We start from the raw sequence: 16,111 nt of genomic DNA, 5'->3' as shown, positions 1-16,111 counted from the left end.
AGCTACAGCAGTTTCTTCAGTTCAGACATTTGAATACGGCCTTCGTAAATGGCTTTGCCGATGATGACGCCGGCAAGCCCCGCATCGCGGAGCGCTTCCACGTCGGCCATTTCGCTTACACCGCCGCTGGCCGTCAGGCGGATGCCCGGCAGCTCAGCGATGATCTTTTTATATAATTCGGTGCTGGGGCCTTGCAACAGCCCGTCTTTCGCGATATCGGTGCAGAAAATCTCCTTCACACCCTTCTCCATGTTGCCACGGAGAAAATCGAATACGCTGACACCGGTTGTTTCCAGCCATCCGCCTACAGCAATCATTTCATCCTTCACATCCGCGCCGAGAAATATTTTCTCCGCGCCATATTTTTCCACCCAGCTGAAAAACAATTCCGGTTGTTTCACGGCCACGCTCCCAATGGTAGCCAGCTTCGCGCCGGCTTCAAACACCACGCGAATATCGTCGTCCCGCTTGATGCCACCGCCAAAATCCACGATCATGCCCGTTTTTCCGGCTACCGCTTCCAGTACTTTCCAATTCACGACCTGGCCTTTCTTCGCGCCGTCGAGATCTACGAGGTGCAGGCGTTTCACACCGGCATCTTCGAATTCCTTCGCTACTTCCAGCGGGTTTTCGTTGTAGATTTTCTTTTGTTCATAATCGCCCTGCGTCAGTCGCACGCACTTCCCGTCGATGATATCGATAGCGGGAATGATAGTGAATGTATTGACGGATGGAGGATTGAGATTGAGTTCCATTGTATAGAATGCGATATTGTCTTTGTAAAACAGTCCGCTGGTGATATGATATCCCAGCGCTTCATAAAATCCCGTTGCCGTGGCGCGGGCGTTGCACCAGAGCCGGGTCACGCCTTTTTCGCGGCAGACCTTTTCCAAATGCGCCATCATGATCTTCCCGAACCCTTTCCCCTGCTGGTCCGTTGCCGTCGCCAGCTTGCGAAACTGCGCACGGGCGCCGTCGATAAACAGGGATACGACGGTCACCTGCCGGCCGCCGTCGTATAAACCGAAATGCAATGCGTCCGCATCATGCGGCAGCGTCACCTGGTCGAGCGACCATTCGGGATACATCACGTCGCGCCGCAGCTGCAGCGTGTCTTGTGTGGTGATATGCCGGATCGTCACGCTCACAGTTTCAGGAAGCTTTCGATGAGGCTTTGCCCCGCGTCGGCCGATTTCTCCGGGTGAAACTGCACGGCGTAGAAATTATCTTTCTGCAGCGCCGCGCTGTAATTGATCACGTAATTGGCGATGGCGGTGGTTTCCGGTCCCAGCTCCACGAAGTAGCTATGTACGAAATACATGTACGCGTTTTGCGGAACATGCTCGAACACGACGGAATGAAGCCCGGTAATATTGTTCCAGCCGATCTGCGGGATTTTCAGCAAATTCCCCGCCGGCGATTCGAATTTCTTCACTTCCAGGTCGAACACTCCGATGCAGGGCGTATCGTTTTCTTCCGAATGGCGGCAAAGCAGCTGCATCCCCAGGCAGATGCCCAACACGGGCTGCTGCAGGTCTTTCAGCACCTGGTCCAGCTTGCGGTCGCGCAGGTATTTCATGGCGGTGCTGGCCTCGCCCACACCGGGAAAAATCACCTTGTCGGCCGAGCGGAGCTCCTCCGGATCGTCGGTCACCACAGCCTCCGCGCCCAGCCTTTCGAGGGCGAAGAGCACAGACTGCGTATTGCCGGCATTGTATTTCAGGATGGCAGTTTTCATGGCTATTGTTTGATGTTGCGAACAAACGCAGGAACGGTATCCTGCAAGTTAGCACTGTTTTCGATGGCTTTCACAAACGCGCTCCCGATAATCGCGCCGTTGCTGTACCGGCAAGCCTGTTGGAAGGTTGCCTTGTCGCGGATGCCGAAGCCCACCAGTACGGGGTTCTTCAGCTGCATCGCCTGCAACTTCTCGAAATAGGACGCCTGCAGCTGCATATCCTTGTCTTTCCCGGTTGTCGACGACGAAGAAACCGCGTACACGAATCCCCGGCTCAGCGAATCGATCTTGCGGATACGGGCTTCGCTGGTTTCGGGGGTTACGAGGAATATGAGGTGCTGACCGTATTTTTCAAAGAGCGGTTTGTATTCCGTTTCGTATTCTTCCATAGGCAGATCGGGCAAAATCAGCCCGTCAACACCAACTTCCTGGCAGCTGCGGAGGAAATTTTCCACGCCGTACTGGAGCACGGGGTTAATGTATCCCATGAGCACGACGGGAATATGGATCTGGTCCCGGAATCCCCTCAGTTGTTCAAAAAGAACGGCGAGCTTCATCCCGTTTTTGATGGCGCGGGTGCTGCTGTCCTGGATCACGGGCCCGTCGGCCAGCGGGTCGGAGAAGGGCATGCCGATCTCCGCCATGTCGGCCCCGCCGGCTTGCAGCGCCTGCAAAACGGTGAGGGTATCGCCGAGTTGGGGGAACCCGGCGGTGAAATATATGTTGAGCACTTCTTTCGGCTTGGTGCTGAAAAGCTGGTCGATGCGGTTCATATGCCGTTATTTCAGGTGTTTGATATAGGTTTCCAGGTCCTTGTCGCCGCGGCCGCTAAGGCACACCACGGTTACGTCTTCGGGCTTCAGCTGCAGATCTTTCAGCTTGGCCAGCGCGTGCGCCGATTCGAGCGCGGGGATGATGCCTTCGAGCAGGCTGAGCTCGTAAGCGGCCGCCAGGGCTTCATCGTCGGTGGCGTTGAGGAATTTCCCGCGGCCGGAGGCGTATAAGTGCGCATGCAGGGGGCCAACGCCGGGGTAGTCGAGGCCGGCGGAAATGGAATGCGGCTCCACGATCTGGCCGTCGTCGGTTTGCATGAGCAGGGTTTTGCTGGCGTGGATCACACCGGGCTTGCCCAGCTGGGAAGTGGCGGCGGAATACCCGCTGTCGACGCCCTTGCCCGCCGCTTCCACGGCTACGAGCTGCACGCTTTCGTCGTCGGTGAAATGGAAGAAAGCCCCCGCCGCGTTGGAGCCTCCGCCTACGCAGGCGATCACGTAATCCGGTAGTGCTTTCCCGGTTTTGTCCGTCAGCTGCTTTTTGATTTCTTCACTGATCACCGACTGGAAGCGCGCCACCATATCCGGGTACGGGTGCGGCCCTACCACGGAACCGATGATATAATGCGTGTCCACCGGATTGTTGATCCAGTCGCGGATGGCTTCGTTGGTCGCGTCTTTCAGGGTCTGCGAACCGCTGGTGGCGGGCACCACGGTAGCGCCGAGCATTTTCATGCGGGCTACGTTGGGCGCCTGGCGCTGGATATCTACGCTACCCATGTACACGATGCATTCCAGCCCCATCAGCGCGCACACCGTGGCGGTGGCTACGCCGTGCTGGCCGGCGCCGGTCTCGGCGATGATGCGCTTCTTGCCGAGGCGCTTGGCCAGCAAAATCTGACCGATGGTATTATTGACCTTGTGGGCGCCCGTGTGGTTCAGGTCTTCCCGCTTCAGGTAAATCTTCGTATTGTATTTTTCAGAAAGACGGCTGGCGAAATACAACGGCGACGGCCTTCCCACGTAATCGCGGAGCAGGCTCTCGAACTCCTGCTGGAAAGCGGGGTCGCGCATGATGTTCAGATAATTCTCCCGCAGCTCCTCCACGTTGGGATAAAGCATTTCAGGAATATATGCGCCTCCGAAGTCGCCATAGTAGCCCTTTTCGTTGACATGATACCTGGATTGCGATGTATTGATGGCAATATCCATGTTACTGTTATTTTTTGATTTGTTTGATGAATGCCTCCACGAGGCGCATATCCTTCACTCCGGGAGCGGTTTCAAATTTACTGTTCACATCCGCAGCAAACAAGTGCGGCTCCCGCCATCGCAGCAATTCCTCCGCATCTTCCGGCCCGATTCCTCCCGCCAAAAAGTACGGCTGGCCGCCGGCGTACCCTTTGAAAAGGTTCCAGTCGAATTTCCGGCCAGTGCCGCCATGGCCTTTGCCCGCGGTATCGAACAGCAGGTAATCGTATTCGCCGGAAGGGATCTCCAGCGCCGATGCGTTTTCCGGAATGGATACGGCTTTCATCACCTTTACTTTCAATTTCACTGCTTCCACGAATGCCGCCTCAAAATCTCCGTACAACTGCACCATGTCCAACCCGTAATCCGCGATGGTCCTTTGCAGCGTATTCATATCGGGCTGTACGAAAACACCCGTCTTCAGCAGTTTTCCATTCCCCGTTTCCCGCACCGTTCTGCCGGAAAGTTTGTCGCCGGCGAAACGCGGGGATTTGGGATAGAAGATGAACCCCGCGTAATCGGCCCCCAGTTCCGCCAGGGCGCCCAGGTCTTCGGCGCGCGTGATCCCGCAGACTTTTATTTTCATAGCTCCGCGAGTTGACGGGTAAACGAAGCGAACGCCTGCGCGGGGTCTTCCGATTTCATGAAATGCTCCCCGATGAGGAAGCCGCTGAAACCCGCGTTGCGCAGCTGCACGATGGTTTTCGGATCGTCCATCCCGCTTTCGGCTACTTTCGGATAGCTGTCGGGGATCTGCTTCAGCAATTCCATCGAGCGGTAAATATCCACCTGGAACGTTTTCAAATCGCGGTTGTTGATGCCCACGAGATGGGTATGCGGGGTGATTTTATCGAGCTGGCCGGCGGTATGCACTTCCAGCAGCACTTCCAGCCCCAGGTTGTGCGCGAACTGCGCGAGGTGCTTCACTTCATCTTTCGTTAAACACTCCGCAATCAGCAAAATCACATCGGCGCCTATCGCTTTGGCTTCCACGATCTGGTATTCCCCGATCACGAAATCCTTCCGGAGCAACGGAATGTTGTTGGCCGCACGGGCTTGTTGCAAATCGTCCATCGAACCGCCGAAGAACTCGGTGTCGGTCAGCACGCTCAGCCCCGAAGCCCCGTTGCGGGCGTACGCCGTGGTTACGTCGGTTACCGTGGCGGTGGCGTTAATGACGCCTTTGGAAGGCGACTGCCGCTTGAATTCCGCAATAATCCCGTTCCTGCCGGGCATCGTGAGGAAACTTTTCAGCGAGAGCGCTTCCCGGCCGAACATGGGCGTCCGTTCGAGGTCCGGCACGCTTCTGCGCTTTTCCCGCTCCGCCACTTCTCCGTGCTTGTGCGCTACGATCTTGTCGAGGATATTTTTCATTGGATGGAAATCAGTTTTTGGAAAGATTGATACGCCGCACCCGATTCCAGCGAGGCTACCGCCGCCTGGAAGCACTCGTCGTAAGTGGGGTATTTTTCAAGACAATACAATCCCATGGCGGCATTGGCCATCACCACGGAATGCTGCGCCCAGCTGCCTTCGCCTTTCAGGATCTTCACGAACAGCTTCGCCGCCTCTTCAGTGGAATTACCGCCGTAAATATCGCTCGCGGCTACCTTGCGTTTACCGAGCGCTTCCGGCGTCCAGTCCTGTTCGCCTTTGTTGGTGATGATCCGCGTGTCGCCAGTGAGGGAAATCTCATCGTAACCGTCCAGGCTGTGCAGGATGGCGAACTTTTTATCCGTCTGCTGGAACAGGTAATTGTACACCCGCGCCATTTCCAGGGAATACACCCCGATCAGCTGGTGCTGCGCGAAGGCGGGGTTTACGAGCGGACCGAGCATATTGAAGAAAGTCCGTACGCCCAGTTGTCGTCTTACACCCGCCACATTCTTCAATGCCGGGTGGAACAGGGGCGCGTGCAGGAAACAGATCCCGGCTTCAGCTACCTCCTGTTTCAGTTTGGATGCGTCGCTTTTGAATTTGTAACCGAGGTTTTCCATGACGTTGGAAGCACCGCTGATCGACGATACGCCGTAGTTCCCGTGTTTGGCCACCTTGCCGCCCGCGCCCGCCACGATGAAGCAGCTGAGCGTGGAGATATTGAAGGTGTTTTTGCCATCGCCGCCGGTGCCTACGATATCGAGCACGTCGTGTTCCAGCTGAACGGGCACGCACATGTCGAGCAGTGCGTCGCGGAAGCCGAGGAGCTCGTCGATGGTGATGCTGCGCATGAGGAACACCGTCATGAAGGCTGCCAGCTCGCTTTCGTTGTATACGCCTTTGGAGATGCTGGTCAGGATTTCGCGGGCGCCTTCGCGGCTAAAGGTTTTATGTTCGAATAAGTAGTTGAGTATCTTTTTCATCGGGATGATTTTTTAAAACATTGGCAATTCCGTTCCTCAAAGCCCCAGCCAGTTGCGCAGGATCTGCTCGCCCTGCGGCGTCAGCACGCTTTCCGGGTGGAACTGCACGCCGCACACATCGTATTGTTTGTGCTGCAGCGCCATGATATAACCATGCTCGTCGCGGGCGGTCACTTCCAGCTCCGCCGGCAACGTTTTTTCATCCACTACCCACGAATGGTAACGCCCTACTTCCAATTCTTCCGGGAGATGACTGAAGAGGCGCCCGCTGCGGGAAATCACGTTCACCGGCGTAGCCACGCCGTGGTACACTTCGGATAAATTGGTGAGCTTCGCGCCGAAAGCCTCGCCGATGGCCTGCTGACCGAGGCAAACCCCAAAGATGGATTTGGTGGCCGCATACCGGCGTATGAGCGGCAGCAAAAGACCGGCCTCTTCGGGGATACCCGGCCCGGGCGACAGGATAATCCGGTCGAATGCGTCCACTTTCTCCAGTTCGATCTCATCGTTGCGGACAACGGTCACTTTGCCGCCGATGATCTTTTCCACCAGGTGGACCAGGTTATACGTGAATGAGTCGTAGTTATCAAAAACCAGGATGTTCATGATCAGATATTTTGCGCCTTGATGATGGCCTGTTTTAATGCGTTGAGTTTATTGTTCACTTCCTGCAGTTCGGAGCTGGCGACAGATTTGGCCACTACGCCCGCGCCGGCCTGGTAATACAGTGTATTGTTGCGGCTGAGCATGGAGCGGATCATGATGGCGTGGTTGAAGTCGCCGTTGAAGCCCACAAAGCCGACGCAGCCGCCGTAGAATCCACGCGCGGTGGGTTCGTAGTTATCGATCAGTTCCATCGCCTTGTATTTCGGCGCGCCCGACAGGGTGCCCGCCGGGAATGTGGCGGCCAGAATGTCGAAAGGTGACGATTTCTCCGGCAGCTTGCCCGTCACTTCGCTCACGAGGTGGATGACGTGGGAGTAATACTTGATCTGGCGGTAGGTTTCCACTTCCACATCGGCGGCGTGGCGGCTGAGATCGTTGCGGGCGAGGTCTACCAGCATTACGTGCTCGGCGTTTTCCTTGGGGTCTTCGAGCAGCTCGGCAGCCAGTTTGGCGTCCTGCTCGTCGTTGCCCGTGCGGCGGAAAGTGCCGGCGATGGGGTGGATCACCGCTTTGCGGTCTTTGATGATGAGCTGCGCTTCGGGAGAAGAACCCATCAGTTTATAATCGCCGTAATCGAAGTAAAAGAGATAGGGGGAAGGATTGATGGAACGGAGGGCGCGGTAAACGTTGAACTCGTCGCCAGTAAAGCTCCGCTGGAAAGCGCGGGACAGCACAATCTGGAAGACGTCGCCCCGGAAGCAGTGCTGGCGGCCTTTTTCGACCATTTCCATATACTGCTCGTCTGTCTGGTTCGACGATTCATCCCCTTTCGCCGCAAACCCGTATGTGGGCACGTCTTTGTTGCGGATGATGGATTCCACGAAATCGATCTCGGAATCCTGCCCTTCTACCCCGTTTTCGATCAGCGTCATTTCGTCTTTGAAATGGTTGATGGCGATTACGTACTGGTAGAAGCGATACCGCATGAGGGGGATGGTGTTACCTGCGGCGGGGCGTTTTTTGAAAGCGATCTTTTCGAAGAACTGCACGGAGTCGTAGGTGCTGTATCCATAAAGACCTTTGTTAAACGGAAGGCCGTTCGCTTCATCCGAAAACTCGAAGCTTTTCAGGAAAGCATCCATTTCGCGGAGCACCTCGCTGCGGCCGTTGAGCTTTTTCCGCTCTACGGGCTGACCGGGGTATTTGAACTCGAAAACGTCCGTGGAAGTGACCTCAATACCCGCAATGGGCTTGATGCCGATGAAGGAGTAGCTGTTGTCGCCGGCATTGGAGTCTGTACTCTCCAGGAGGATGGAGCCGGGGAACTTGTCGCGGATGCGGAGGTAGATGCTGACCGGCGTGAATACGTCCGCCAACATTTGCCTGGATTGTGTTTTTACCTGAATTTTTTTCATTCGAGTTTATTTAATCGGATGCGGCCAAAAACGAAGAAGGCCCGCTGTGTACAGCGAGCCTTCTTTTCAGTATCTTAAATACAAACATGGCACTGCTACACAGCGGAGATATCCATTGCGTGCCACCAAAGTTTGTATGTGTTGTTCATTTGCATGATGAAGGCAAAGATGAAGTGTTTTCCGGAAAAATGCAAATTTTATTTTGACCATTTTTAAAGGACGCCTTTGGTGCTGGGCAGCTGCATATTATCGGGGTTCCGTTTCACCGCCATCTTGATGGCTTTGGCGAACGCTTTGAAAATCGCTTCGATCTTGTGGTGCTCATTCTCGCCTTCCGCCTTGATATTCAGATTGCTGCGCGAGCCGTCGGTGAAGGATTTGAAGAAGTGGAAAAACATCTCCGTTGGCATCTCCCCGATCTTCTCCCGCTTGAATTGCGCGTCCCAAACGATCCAGTTGCGCCCACCGAAGTCAATGGCGGCCTGCGCCAGGCAGTCGTCCATCGGCAGGCAGAAGCCGTAGCGTTCCATTCCTTTCTTATCGGCCAGGGCCATGGCAAAAGCTTCGCCCAGCGCGATCCCGGTGTCTTCTATGGTGTGGTGCTCGTCGATATGCAGGTCGCCTTTCGCGCGCACCACCATGTCGATGCTGCCGTGCCGGGCGATCTGGTCGAGCATATGGTCGAAGAAGCCCAGGCCGGTGTGGATGTCCGCCTTGCCGGTGCCGTCGAGGTTCAGCTCGATGTGAATGTCGGTTTCCTTGGTGGTACGCGTATGGCTTACCGTGCGGAGGCCGATTTTCAGGAATTCGTAGATCTTCGCCCAATCAGTGGTTTCGAGGGCCACTACATCCTTCAGGTCACTTCCCTCCCCTACTACTTCCGCCGCGCCCAAAGTCGCGTCCTGGTTCAGCCAGATGGCTTTGGCGCCGAGGTTCTGGGCCAGTTTCACGTCGGTAATCCGGTCGCCGATCACAAACGAGTTGGCCAGGTCGTATTCCGCGGTGAAATACTGCTGCAACATCCCGATACCCGGCTTGCGGGAAGGAAGGTTATCGGCGGGGAAGCTCTTGTCGATGTGCTCCCGCACAAACGTGATGCCTTCGCCGGCGAAGGTTTTAATGATGTGGTTGTGCGCGGGATGGAAAGTTGCTTCGGGGAAGCTGTCCGTCCCCATACCGTCCTGGTTCGATACGAGCACCAGTTCGTAATCCAGCTCTGCGGCGATTTTGCCGAGATATTTGAATACCTGGGGATAAAACACCACCTTCTCCAGGCTGTCGATCTGATAGGTAGGCGGCTGTTCCAGAATCATGGTGCCGTCGCGGTCGATGAAAAGTACGCGTTTCATTTATTGGGCGATATTTTGAAGGGCCTGTAATAAGGTGACGTTTTCTTCGGGCGTGCCGATGGTGATGCGGAGGCTCCCGGCGCAAAGCTCCACTTTGGAACGGTCGCGCACGATGATGCCCTGACTGGTGAGGATGTTGTAAATCCCCCGGGCGTCGGTTGTTTTCACCAGCACAAAATTCGCATCGCTGGGGTACACTTTCTCCACGATCGGCAGTTTCACCAATGCTTCCACCAGCTTCTCCCTTTCCGCCACCGTTTCCTTAATCCAGCCATTCACCTGCTCCACATTGTTCAACGCTTCCAGCGCCAGTTCCTGCGACGCCTGGTTGATGTTGTACGGCGGCTTGATCTTGTTGAAGATATTGATGATATCCTCGCTGGCAAACGCCATCCCCATGCGCAACGCGGCCAGGCCCCAGGCCTTCGACAACGTCTGCAGGATCACCAGGTTCGGGTATTCGGTCAGCTCCTGGATGAAGGATTTATGACGGCTGAAATTGATGTAGGCTTCATCCACCACCACAATCCCGTCGAAATTATTCAGCACCATCTCGATCGCTTCCTTGTCGATCGCATTGGCCGTGGGATTGTTCGGGGAACATATAAAGATCAGCTTCGTGTTTTCGTCGATGGCCGATTCGATGGCTTCGAGATCCAGCTGGAAATCTTCGGTGAGGGATGCTTTGCGGATGGTGATGTCGTTGATGTTGGCGGAAACTTCGTACATGCCGTATGTCGGCGGACAAAGAATCACGTTATCAATCCCCGGCCGGCAGAACGCGCGGTAAAGAATATCGATCGCCTCGTCGGACCCGTTGCCGAGGAAAATATTCTGCGGCGGCACGCCCTTGATCTCTGCCAGGCGGTATTTCACCTTCCATTGCAGCGGATCGGGATAGCGATGATAGTTCACGGGAAGTGGGGAACCGAAACTATTCTCGTTGGCGTCGAGGAACACGGAGGCTTCGCCTTTGAATTCGTCGCGGGCGGAGGAATACGGTGTGAGCCGTTTGATATTGTCTCTTAAAAGTGAGTTCAGATCGAACATGATGTATTACTTGAAAGATGAATCGTTTTGAATATACCGGACGCGGATGGAAACGGCCTGTTTATGCGCATCGAGCCCTTCCGCTTCCGCCATGGCCTCGATGGCCGGGGCGATGGCCTGCAATCCCTCGCGGGACAGGCGCTGGAAAGTGATTTTCTTCACAAAGCTGTCGACGCTCACACCGCTGTACGCCGTGGCATAGCCGTTGGTGGGCAGGGTGTGATTGGTGCCGGAGGCATAATCGCCCGCGCTTTCCGGGGAGTAATTGCCCAGGAACACGGAACCGGCGTTTACGACCCTCGTGGCGAGGGCTTCATCGTTTTCGCAGGCCATGATCAGGTGCTCGGGTGCGTAGTCGTTGAGCATATCCATGGCTTCGTCGCGGTCGCGGACGAGCACCAGTTTGCTGTTCTCCAGCGCTTTGGCGGCAAACTCCCTTCGGGGCAATTTCTCCAGCTGCGCCCGCACTTCCGCTTCCACTGCGGTAATTACGGTTTCGGAGGTGGTCACGAGCAGCACCTGGCTGTCGGCCCCGTGCTCGGCTTGCGACAGCAGGTCGGCCGCCACGAAGGCGGGCACGCAGGCCTCGTCTGCAAACACGGCTACTTCCGAAGGCCCGGCGGGCATGTCGATGGCGGTGCCGGCGGCATTAACGAGCTGCTTGGCGCAGGTCACGTATTGGTTGCCCGGACCGAAGATTTTATACACTTTCGGCACGGACTCCGTTCCGTAGGCCATGGCTCCGATGGCCTGCACACCGCCGATAGAAAACACCTGGCTAATGCCGGTGAATCTCGCGGCCCAGAGCACGGCGGGGTGGATGTTACCGTCCTTCCCGGGAGGCGTGCACAGCACGATTTCGCTGCAACCCGCCAGCCTTGCGGGGATGGCGAGCATGAGGATGGTGGAAAACAGGGGCGCGGTGCCGCCGGGTATATATAAACCTACCTTCTCGATGCCTACCGGCTTGCGCCAGCATTGCACGCCTGGCATGGTTTCGATGACGGTTACGTCTTCTACCTGCGCACGGTGGAAGGCTTCGATATTGGCGGCGGCGGTGCGGATGGCGTTTTTGAGGTCGTCGCCCAGAAGCCTGTCTGCGACTTCGAAAGCTTCCGCGGGCACGGGGATGCTGGTGAGGGGTACTTTATCGAACTGGAGGGTATAGCGGCGAAGGGCTTCGTCTCCATACTTTTTCACGTCCGCCAGCACGGCCGAAACGGTTGCTTCCAGCTGGGAGTTGTCCAGCACGGGCCTTTGCAGCAGTGTGTTCCAGGTATTTTTTTCCGGGTATCGGATGATTTGCATGGCGGAGGTTTTAGATGACCATTTTTTCGATGGGAACAACGAGGATACCTTGTGCGCCGGCGGCTTTGAGGCTTTCGATGATATCCCAGAAATCGTTTTCGTTCAGTACGGAGTGAACGGAGCTCCAGCCGGCTTCCGCGAGGGGCAGAACGGTGGGGCTCTTCATGCCCGGGAGCAGCCCGATGATCTCGGGGAGCTTGTCGTTGGGCGCGTTCAGCAGTACATATTTGGTATTCTTGGCCTTCTTCACCGCCTGGATGCGGAACACGAGCTTGCGGAGGAGTTGCTTCTGTTCTTCGGTGAGCTTGCTGTTGGCCACCAGCACGGCTTCGGAGCGGAGCACGTTTTCCACTTCCTTGAGACCGTTCATGAACAGGGTGGAACCGCTGCTCACGAGGTCGCAGATGGCTTCCGCCAAACCGATGCCCGGCGCGATTTCCACGGAGCCGCTGATCTCGTGGATCTCCGCTTCGATATTCACTTTTTTCAGAAAATCTTTCACGATCACCGGGTAGCTGGTGGCGATGCGCTTGCCATGCAGGTCCTGCACGGAATTATAAGCCATGGATTTGGGTACGGCGATGGCCAGGCGGCATTTTCCGAAGCCCAGTTTTTCCACGGTTTCGAGGGGGTACCCTTTTTCCAGCACTACATTCTCACCCACGATCCCCAGGTCGGCCACGCCGTCTTCCACGTACTGCGGAATATCGTCGTCGCGCAGGAAGAACACTTCCAGCGGGAAATTCGTAGCCTCGGTCTTGAGTTTGTTCACGCCGTTGTTGATGTCTATCCCGCATTCCTTCAGCAGTTTGATAGAGTCTTCGTGCAGGCGCCCTGATTTCTGAATGGCAATTCGCAGTTTCATGTTTGATTCCGGTTTGAAACAAAAAAGGCTTACCGCATCCGGTAAGCCTTTCGATGGTGAATATCTGTCAGTACAACTACAGCATTCCCTGCTTACCGGTTTGGCAAGTATGGTGATGATGTGTATGTACGGTAATGTTCATGTGTTTGAAGTCGGTGCAAAGGTAGGAACTAATTTCAGATTTCAAACCATTCCGCCATTTTTTCGAAAAATTCTAAAAACGGCTAGGTCAGGTCTACATTATACAGCGCTACCAGCTGGCGGCGGAACACCGCCTGCGGGGTAAGCCGGAAGAGCATATTCCGCAACGCCCTCAGCACCGGGTGTTGCCATTGCGCCATTTGCCCCATCATGCGGGAACGCCTTACCACCATGCGCGTCCGCTCCAGCCGCCGGTTCGTGAACCGCCGGAAAGCCTCCGCCGGATCGTTGCGGTGGCGGCCAATTTCAGCCGCAAGGATCACCGCATCTTCGATGGCCTGGCAGGCGCCCTGTCCCATGTTGGGCGTGGTGGCATGGGCGGCGTCGCCGATGAGGACGATATTCCCGTGATCATAACGGTGCCCTGCCGGCAGGTCGGTAATGTCTCCCCAGATGAGCGGCTGCCCTTCGCTGGCTTTCAGCAAATCCAGCACCCTGGCGGGGTACGCGGCAAAGATATGTGCCAGTGCCGCCGCATCGGCGTTTTGCATCCCGGGATCGCGCCGGGGCGCGTTCACACAGGCGAACCAGTACGTGCGGTTGCCCGCGAGGGGCACGATCCCGAAGCGGCCCGCCGGGCCCAGGATCTCCTCCACTCCCTGCAGCCCCTTCGGCTGGGCGCCCGGCACCACACAGCGCCAACAGGTATACCCGGCGTAACGGGGCTGCACATCCGGCAGCACCACATGGCGAACGGCGGAATGGATGCCGTCGGCCCCTATCAGATAATCCGTCAGATGCTCGCTGCCGTCGCGGAACCGCAGCCGCAGCCGCCCGCCGTCGTGCACTACCGATTCCAGGGCCTTGCCGGTGAATATGCGGGAGCGGTCGAGGTGATGCAGAAGCGCTTCGTGCAGGTCGCCCCGGTGGATGCAGAAGTTATCCTGCCCTGCGCGTTGGGTGATGGTTGCGGTATCCATGCGGATGAGCAGCGCGTCTTTATCCGTCCTGAACGCCATGCCTTCCAGGAAGCGCCCTTTGGCAAGGATCTCCTTTTCGACGCCCAGCAGCGCCAAAGCCCTAATGGCATTGGCTGCGAGCCCCAGGCCCGCCCCAACGGGATGCAGTTCCGGCGCAGCTTCGAACACCAGCGGGTCGATGCCCTGCCGGCGCAAGGCGATGGCGGCCGTAAGCCCGGCGATGCCGCCGCCAATGATGGTAAAAGTTGCTTCCATGTTGAGCATAAAGATAAGACCGGGAAGGGATAGCCCGCGGCTGATATTCGTCAGGAACCGGGTAAAAAAACAGGGCCGGCGCAGCCGCTTCGTCAGCAGCCGGGCCGGCCCGTTTGGAGTTGCGATCAACAAACAAATAGTCAGGTTTACATGGCGGAGTTATATAACGGTGCAAAGGTGCGCCGAAGCCGGGAAACCCGCAAGCGCCGATTGATCAACGCGCCGCGGGAAATGACGAATGCAAGACATCAGATAACGGGTGCGGAATACGGATGGTTCGTATTAAATTGCCGCCTGTATGACATTCAGAAACTTTTTCCAGAACGGGCTGGTGGTCAACCTGCTGTTCCTCATCGTACTGATGGTGGTGAACACGCTGGTAAATATGCAGAATCCTGGGAATAACATGCAGCTGTTCATTTATCAGAACGTTTCCCTCGCATTCATCTACGTCATGTGCGTGGTGCACAACAAGTATATGCTGCGGTTACTGATCCATAAAAGCCAGTATTGGCAATACATCTGGACCGTCGTGGCCTGGCTGGCCCTGGTCACCGCCGTCACCTACACCCTGCGCGTGTACGTGTTCCAAACGGATATTGAGATATTCTGGCTGGGCGACCTGGTGTTCGCCGCCTCCTGCCTGCTCATCGGGGTGGGCATGTGGTTCCTGTACCGGGGAGCTACATTCCAGACTTCAGAACTGCGCAACTCCTTGCTGCTCAAGGAAAAAGAATTGCAGTACCTGCAAAGCCAGCTCAACCCCCACTTCTTCTTCAACACCCTTAACAACCTCTACGGCGTCAGCCTCCGGTATCCGAATAAAACGCCGGAACTGATCCTGAGCATCAGCGAACTGATGCGCTACCAGCTGGAAAGCTCCCGCAAACAGCTGGTGCCGCTGGAAGACGAGCTCCAGTTCATCCGCAACTACGTTCACCTCGAGCGCGCCCGCGTGCGGCAGCGCTGCCAGGTAACGTTCAAAAAGAAAGGCCATGAAAAGGATCTGCTCATCACCCCGCTCATCCTCATCGCTTTCGTGGAAAACGCCTTTAAATACGCGCCCTCCAGCATGTCGGCCTCGTATATCAAAGTGGAGCTGGAAATCAAAGGGGAAACGCTGCTGCTGAAAATCCGCAACACCGTTCCTTCCAATAAACAATCCGTATCTTCGACCGGCGTTGGGCTGAACAACGTGCGGCAACGGCTGGCCCTGGCCTACGCCAAGCGCCACACCCTGATTTCGTATGAAGAAAACAATATTTATTATACAGAATTGCAACTAACTCTCGACCGCCATGCAAACACTCCGTTGCCTGATCGTAGATGACGAACCCGGAGCGCACTACGTACTGGAAGCGCATATCGAAAAAGTACAGGCCCTGCAGGTGGTGGGCCATTGCTACAATGCCATGGAAACCGCCAATTTCCTCCATCGCGAAAAGGTGGACGTTGTTTTCCTGGACATCAACATGCCCGAACTGAGCGGGCTCGACCTGCTCAAAACCCTCGGCCCCACACGCCCCAAAATCATCCTCACCACCGCCTACAGCGAGTTCGCCCTCGAAAGCTACGAGTATGACGTGGTGGATTACATCCTCAAACCCATCTCCTTCCCCCGCTTCCTGAAGGCTGTCAATAAAATCCTCCAGCAGGAAGCGCCCGTGGAAAAGCCCGCCGTGGAGCCGCTGGTACTCAAAACCGGCAGCACCCAAACCACCGTGGACCCCGCCGAGATCTACTACGTCCAAAGCATGGGCAACTACGTAAAGGTGTATCTCGAAAACAAATGCCTGATCGTAAACGCCACCACAGTCGAAATGGAGAAACTCCTTCCCCCCAGCTGCTTCGTCCGCATCCATAAATCCTACATCATCGCTACCGATAAAGTGGAAGAATGGGGCCCCCGACATGTGGTGATCCTCGACGAAAGCCTGCCTGTGGGCCAGACTTTCAAAATCAATCTCAACAAGCTGAAAGAACGCTGATCCGCACCCTTTCCCCATAAAAAAATCCAGGC

Annotated in this window: 16 protein-coding genes; 2 read left to right on the top strand and 14 right to left on the bottom strand. The window is 56.1% G+C overall.

Translation table 11 applies throughout. The features are described from left to right. Window positions 1-2: 2 nt before the first annotated feature. The 14 genes from hisA to WJU16_RS19200 all read right to left on the bottom strand — a co-directional run bounded on the left by hisA (window position 3) and on the right by WJU16_RS19200 (window position 14,223). A complete protein-coding gene (gene hisA, locus WJU16_RS19265) occupies window positions 3-1,148 on the bottom strand; it encodes a 1-(5-phosphoribosyl)-5-[(5-phosphoribosylamino)methylideneamino]imidazole-4-carboxamide isomerase (protein WP_341835045.1) in 1,146 nt (381 codons plus the stop codon). Then, window positions 1,145-1,738 (bottom strand): imidazole glycerol phosphate synthase subunit HisH, encoded by a 594-nt coding sequence (gene hisH / locus WJU16_RS19260; RefSeq protein ID WP_341835044.1) that lies wholly within the window; start codon window positions 1,736-1,738, stop codon window positions 1,145-1,147. Before hisH ends, hisA begins: the two co-directional genes overlap by 4 nt. 2 nt (window positions 1,739-1,740) lie before the next feature. Further along, window positions 1,741-2,511: a tryptophan synthase subunit alpha gene (gene trpA / locus WJU16_RS19255; protein ID WP_341835043.1), complete on the bottom strand. Its 771-nt coding sequence runs from the start codon at window positions 2,509-2,511 to the stop codon at window positions 1,741-1,743. A 6-nt stretch (window positions 2,512-2,517) separates the two neighbouring features. Further along, on the bottom strand, window positions 2,518-3,723 hold the full coding sequence (gene trpB, locus WJU16_RS19250; RefSeq protein ID WP_341835042.1) for a tryptophan synthase subunit beta: 1,206 nt from the start codon (window positions 3,721-3,723) through the stop codon (window positions 2,518-2,520). Between the two features lie 7 nt (window positions 3,724-3,730). Continuing rightward, window positions 3,731-4,348 carry a phosphoribosylanthranilate isomerase gene (locus WJU16_RS19245; protein ID WP_341835041.1) on the bottom strand — a complete coding sequence of 206 codons (618 nt, stop codon included), beginning with the start codon at window positions 4,346-4,348 and terminating at the stop codon, window positions 3,731-3,733. Further along, window positions 4,345-5,136 carry an indole-3-glycerol phosphate synthase TrpC gene (gene trpC, locus WJU16_RS19240; RefSeq protein WP_341835040.1) on the bottom strand — a complete coding sequence of 264 codons (792 nt, stop codon included), beginning with the start codon at window positions 5,134-5,136 and terminating at the stop codon, window positions 4,345-4,347. The genes WJU16_RS19245 and trpC overlap by 4 nt, the downstream gene beginning before the upstream one ends. After that, window positions 5,133-6,122, bottom strand: a complete 990-nt coding sequence (trpD, locus tag WJU16_RS19235; RefSeq protein WP_341835039.1) for an anthranilate phosphoribosyltransferase — start codon at window positions 6,120-6,122, stop codon at window positions 5,133-5,135. The genes trpC and trpD overlap by 4 nt, the downstream gene beginning before the upstream one ends. Window positions 6,123-6,158: 36 nt before the next feature. Next, window positions 6,159-6,728 (bottom strand): aminodeoxychorismate/anthranilate synthase component II, encoded by a 570-nt coding sequence (locus WJU16_RS19230; RefSeq protein WP_341835038.1) that lies wholly within the window; start codon window positions 6,726-6,728, stop codon window positions 6,159-6,161. Window positions 6,729-6,730: 2 nt separating this feature from the next. Continuing rightward, on the bottom strand, window positions 6,731-8,143 hold the full coding sequence (locus WJU16_RS19225; RefSeq protein ID WP_341835037.1) for an anthranilate synthase component I family protein: 1,413 nt from the start codon (window positions 8,141-8,143) through the stop codon (window positions 6,731-6,733). 212 nt (window positions 8,144-8,355) lie between these two features. Then, window positions 8,356-9,492, bottom strand: a complete 1,137-nt coding sequence (gene hisB / locus WJU16_RS19220; RefSeq protein WP_341835036.1) for a bifunctional histidinol-phosphatase/imidazoleglycerol-phosphate dehydratase HisB — start codon at window positions 9,490-9,492, stop codon at window positions 8,356-8,358. Next, entirely contained in the window at window positions 9,493-10,542 is a 1,050-nt protein-coding gene (hisC, locus tag WJU16_RS19215; RefSeq protein WP_298711996.1) for a histidinol-phosphate transaminase, read from the bottom strand. Window positions 10,543-10,548: 6 nt separating this feature from the next. Continuing rightward, window positions 10,549-11,850 carry a histidinol dehydrogenase gene (gene hisD, locus WJU16_RS19210; protein ID WP_341835035.1) on the bottom strand — a complete coding sequence of 434 codons (1,302 nt, stop codon included), beginning with the start codon at window positions 11,848-11,850 and terminating at the stop codon, window positions 10,549-10,551. A gap of 10 nt (window positions 11,851-11,860) precedes the next feature. Continuing rightward, on the bottom strand, window positions 11,861-12,715 hold the full coding sequence (gene hisG / locus WJU16_RS19205) for an ATP phosphoribosyltransferase (RefSeq protein WP_341835034.1): 855 nt from the start codon (window positions 12,713-12,715) through the stop codon (window positions 11,861-11,863). 224 nt (window positions 12,716-12,939) lie between these two features. Further along, window positions 12,940-14,223, bottom strand: a complete 1,284-nt coding sequence (locus WJU16_RS19200; protein WP_341835033.1) for an FAD-dependent monooxygenase — start codon at window positions 14,221-14,223, stop codon at window positions 12,940-12,942. Window positions 14,224-14,389: 166 nt separating this feature from the next. Here WJU16_RS19200 and WJU16_RS19195 point away from each other — a divergent pair, with 166 nt between their 5' ends. Further along, window positions 14,390-15,421 carry a histidine kinase gene (locus WJU16_RS19195; protein ID WP_341835032.1) on the top strand — a complete coding sequence of 344 codons (1,032 nt, stop codon included), beginning with the start codon at window positions 14,390-14,392 and terminating at the stop codon, window positions 15,419-15,421. Beyond that, window positions 15,390-16,079, top strand: coding sequence for a LytTR family DNA-binding domain-containing protein (locus tag WJU16_RS19190; protein ID WP_341835031.1), 690 nt, complete (start codon window positions 15,390-15,392; stop codon window positions 16,077-16,079). Before WJU16_RS19195 ends, WJU16_RS19190 begins: the two co-directional genes overlap by 32 nt. Window positions 16,080-16,111 lie beyond the last annotated feature (32 nt).

Origin of the sequence: Chitinophaga pollutisoli, assembly GCF_038396755.1 — a bacterium.
Taxonomy (GTDB): Bacteria; Bacteroidota; Bacteroidia; order Chitinophagales; family Chitinophagaceae; genus Chitinophaga; species Chitinophaga pollutisoli.
Note: the sequence above shows the minus strand (reverse complement) of the source record. Positions and strands in the feature narration are given on the sequence as shown.

Bases quoted from the DNA above. Each gene is read 5' to 3' on its own strand.
- hisC (WP_298711996.1), bottom strand. From the start codon at position 10,542: ATGTTCGATCTGAACTCACTTTTAAGAGACAATATCAAACGGCTCACA.
- hisD (WP_341835035.1), bottom strand. From the start codon at position 11,850: ATGCAAATCATCCGATACCCGGAAAAAAATACCTGGAACACACTGCTG.
- WJU16_RS19195 (WP_341835032.1), top strand. From the start codon at position 14,390: ATGACATTCAGAAACTTTTTCCAGAACGGGCTGGTGGTCAACCTGCTG.
- trpD (WP_341835039.1), bottom strand. From the start codon at position 6,122: ATGAAAAAGATACTCAACTACTTATTCGAACATAAAACCTTTAGCCGC.
- WJU16_RS19230 (WP_341835038.1), bottom strand. From the start codon at position 6,728: ATGAACATCCTGGTTTTTGATAACTACGACTCATTCACGTATAACCTG.
- hisG (WP_341835034.1), bottom strand. From the start codon at position 12,715: ATGAAACTGCGAATTGCCATTCAGAAATCAGGGCGCCTGCACGAAGAC.
- WJU16_RS19190 (WP_341835031.1), top strand. From the start codon at position 15,390: ATGCAAACACTCCGTTGCCTGATCGTAGATGACGAACCCGGAGCGCAC.
- trpB (WP_341835042.1), bottom strand. From the start codon at position 3,723: ATGGATATTGCCATCAATACATCGCAATCCAGGTATCATGTCAACGAA.
- trpC (WP_341835040.1), bottom strand. From the start codon at position 5,136: ATGAAAAATATCCTCGACAAGATCGTAGCGCACAAGCACGGAGAAGTG.
- hisH (WP_341835044.1), bottom strand. From the start codon at position 1,738: ATGAAAACTGCCATCCTGAAATACAATGCCGGCAATACGCAGTCTGTG.
- hisB (WP_341835036.1), bottom strand. From the start codon at position 9,492: ATGAAACGCGTACTTTTCATCGACCGCGACGGCACCATGATTCTGGAA.
- trpA (WP_341835043.1), bottom strand. From the start codon at position 2,511: ATGAACCGCATCGACCAGCTTTTCAGCACCAAGCCGAAAGAAGTGCTC.
- WJU16_RS19225 (WP_341835037.1), bottom strand. From the start codon at position 8,143: ATGAAAAAAATTCAGGTAAAAACACAATCCAGGCAAATGTTGGCGGAC.
- WJU16_RS19245 (WP_341835041.1), bottom strand. From the start codon at position 4,348: ATGAAAATAAAAGTCTGCGGGATCACGCGCGCCGAAGACCTGGGCGCC.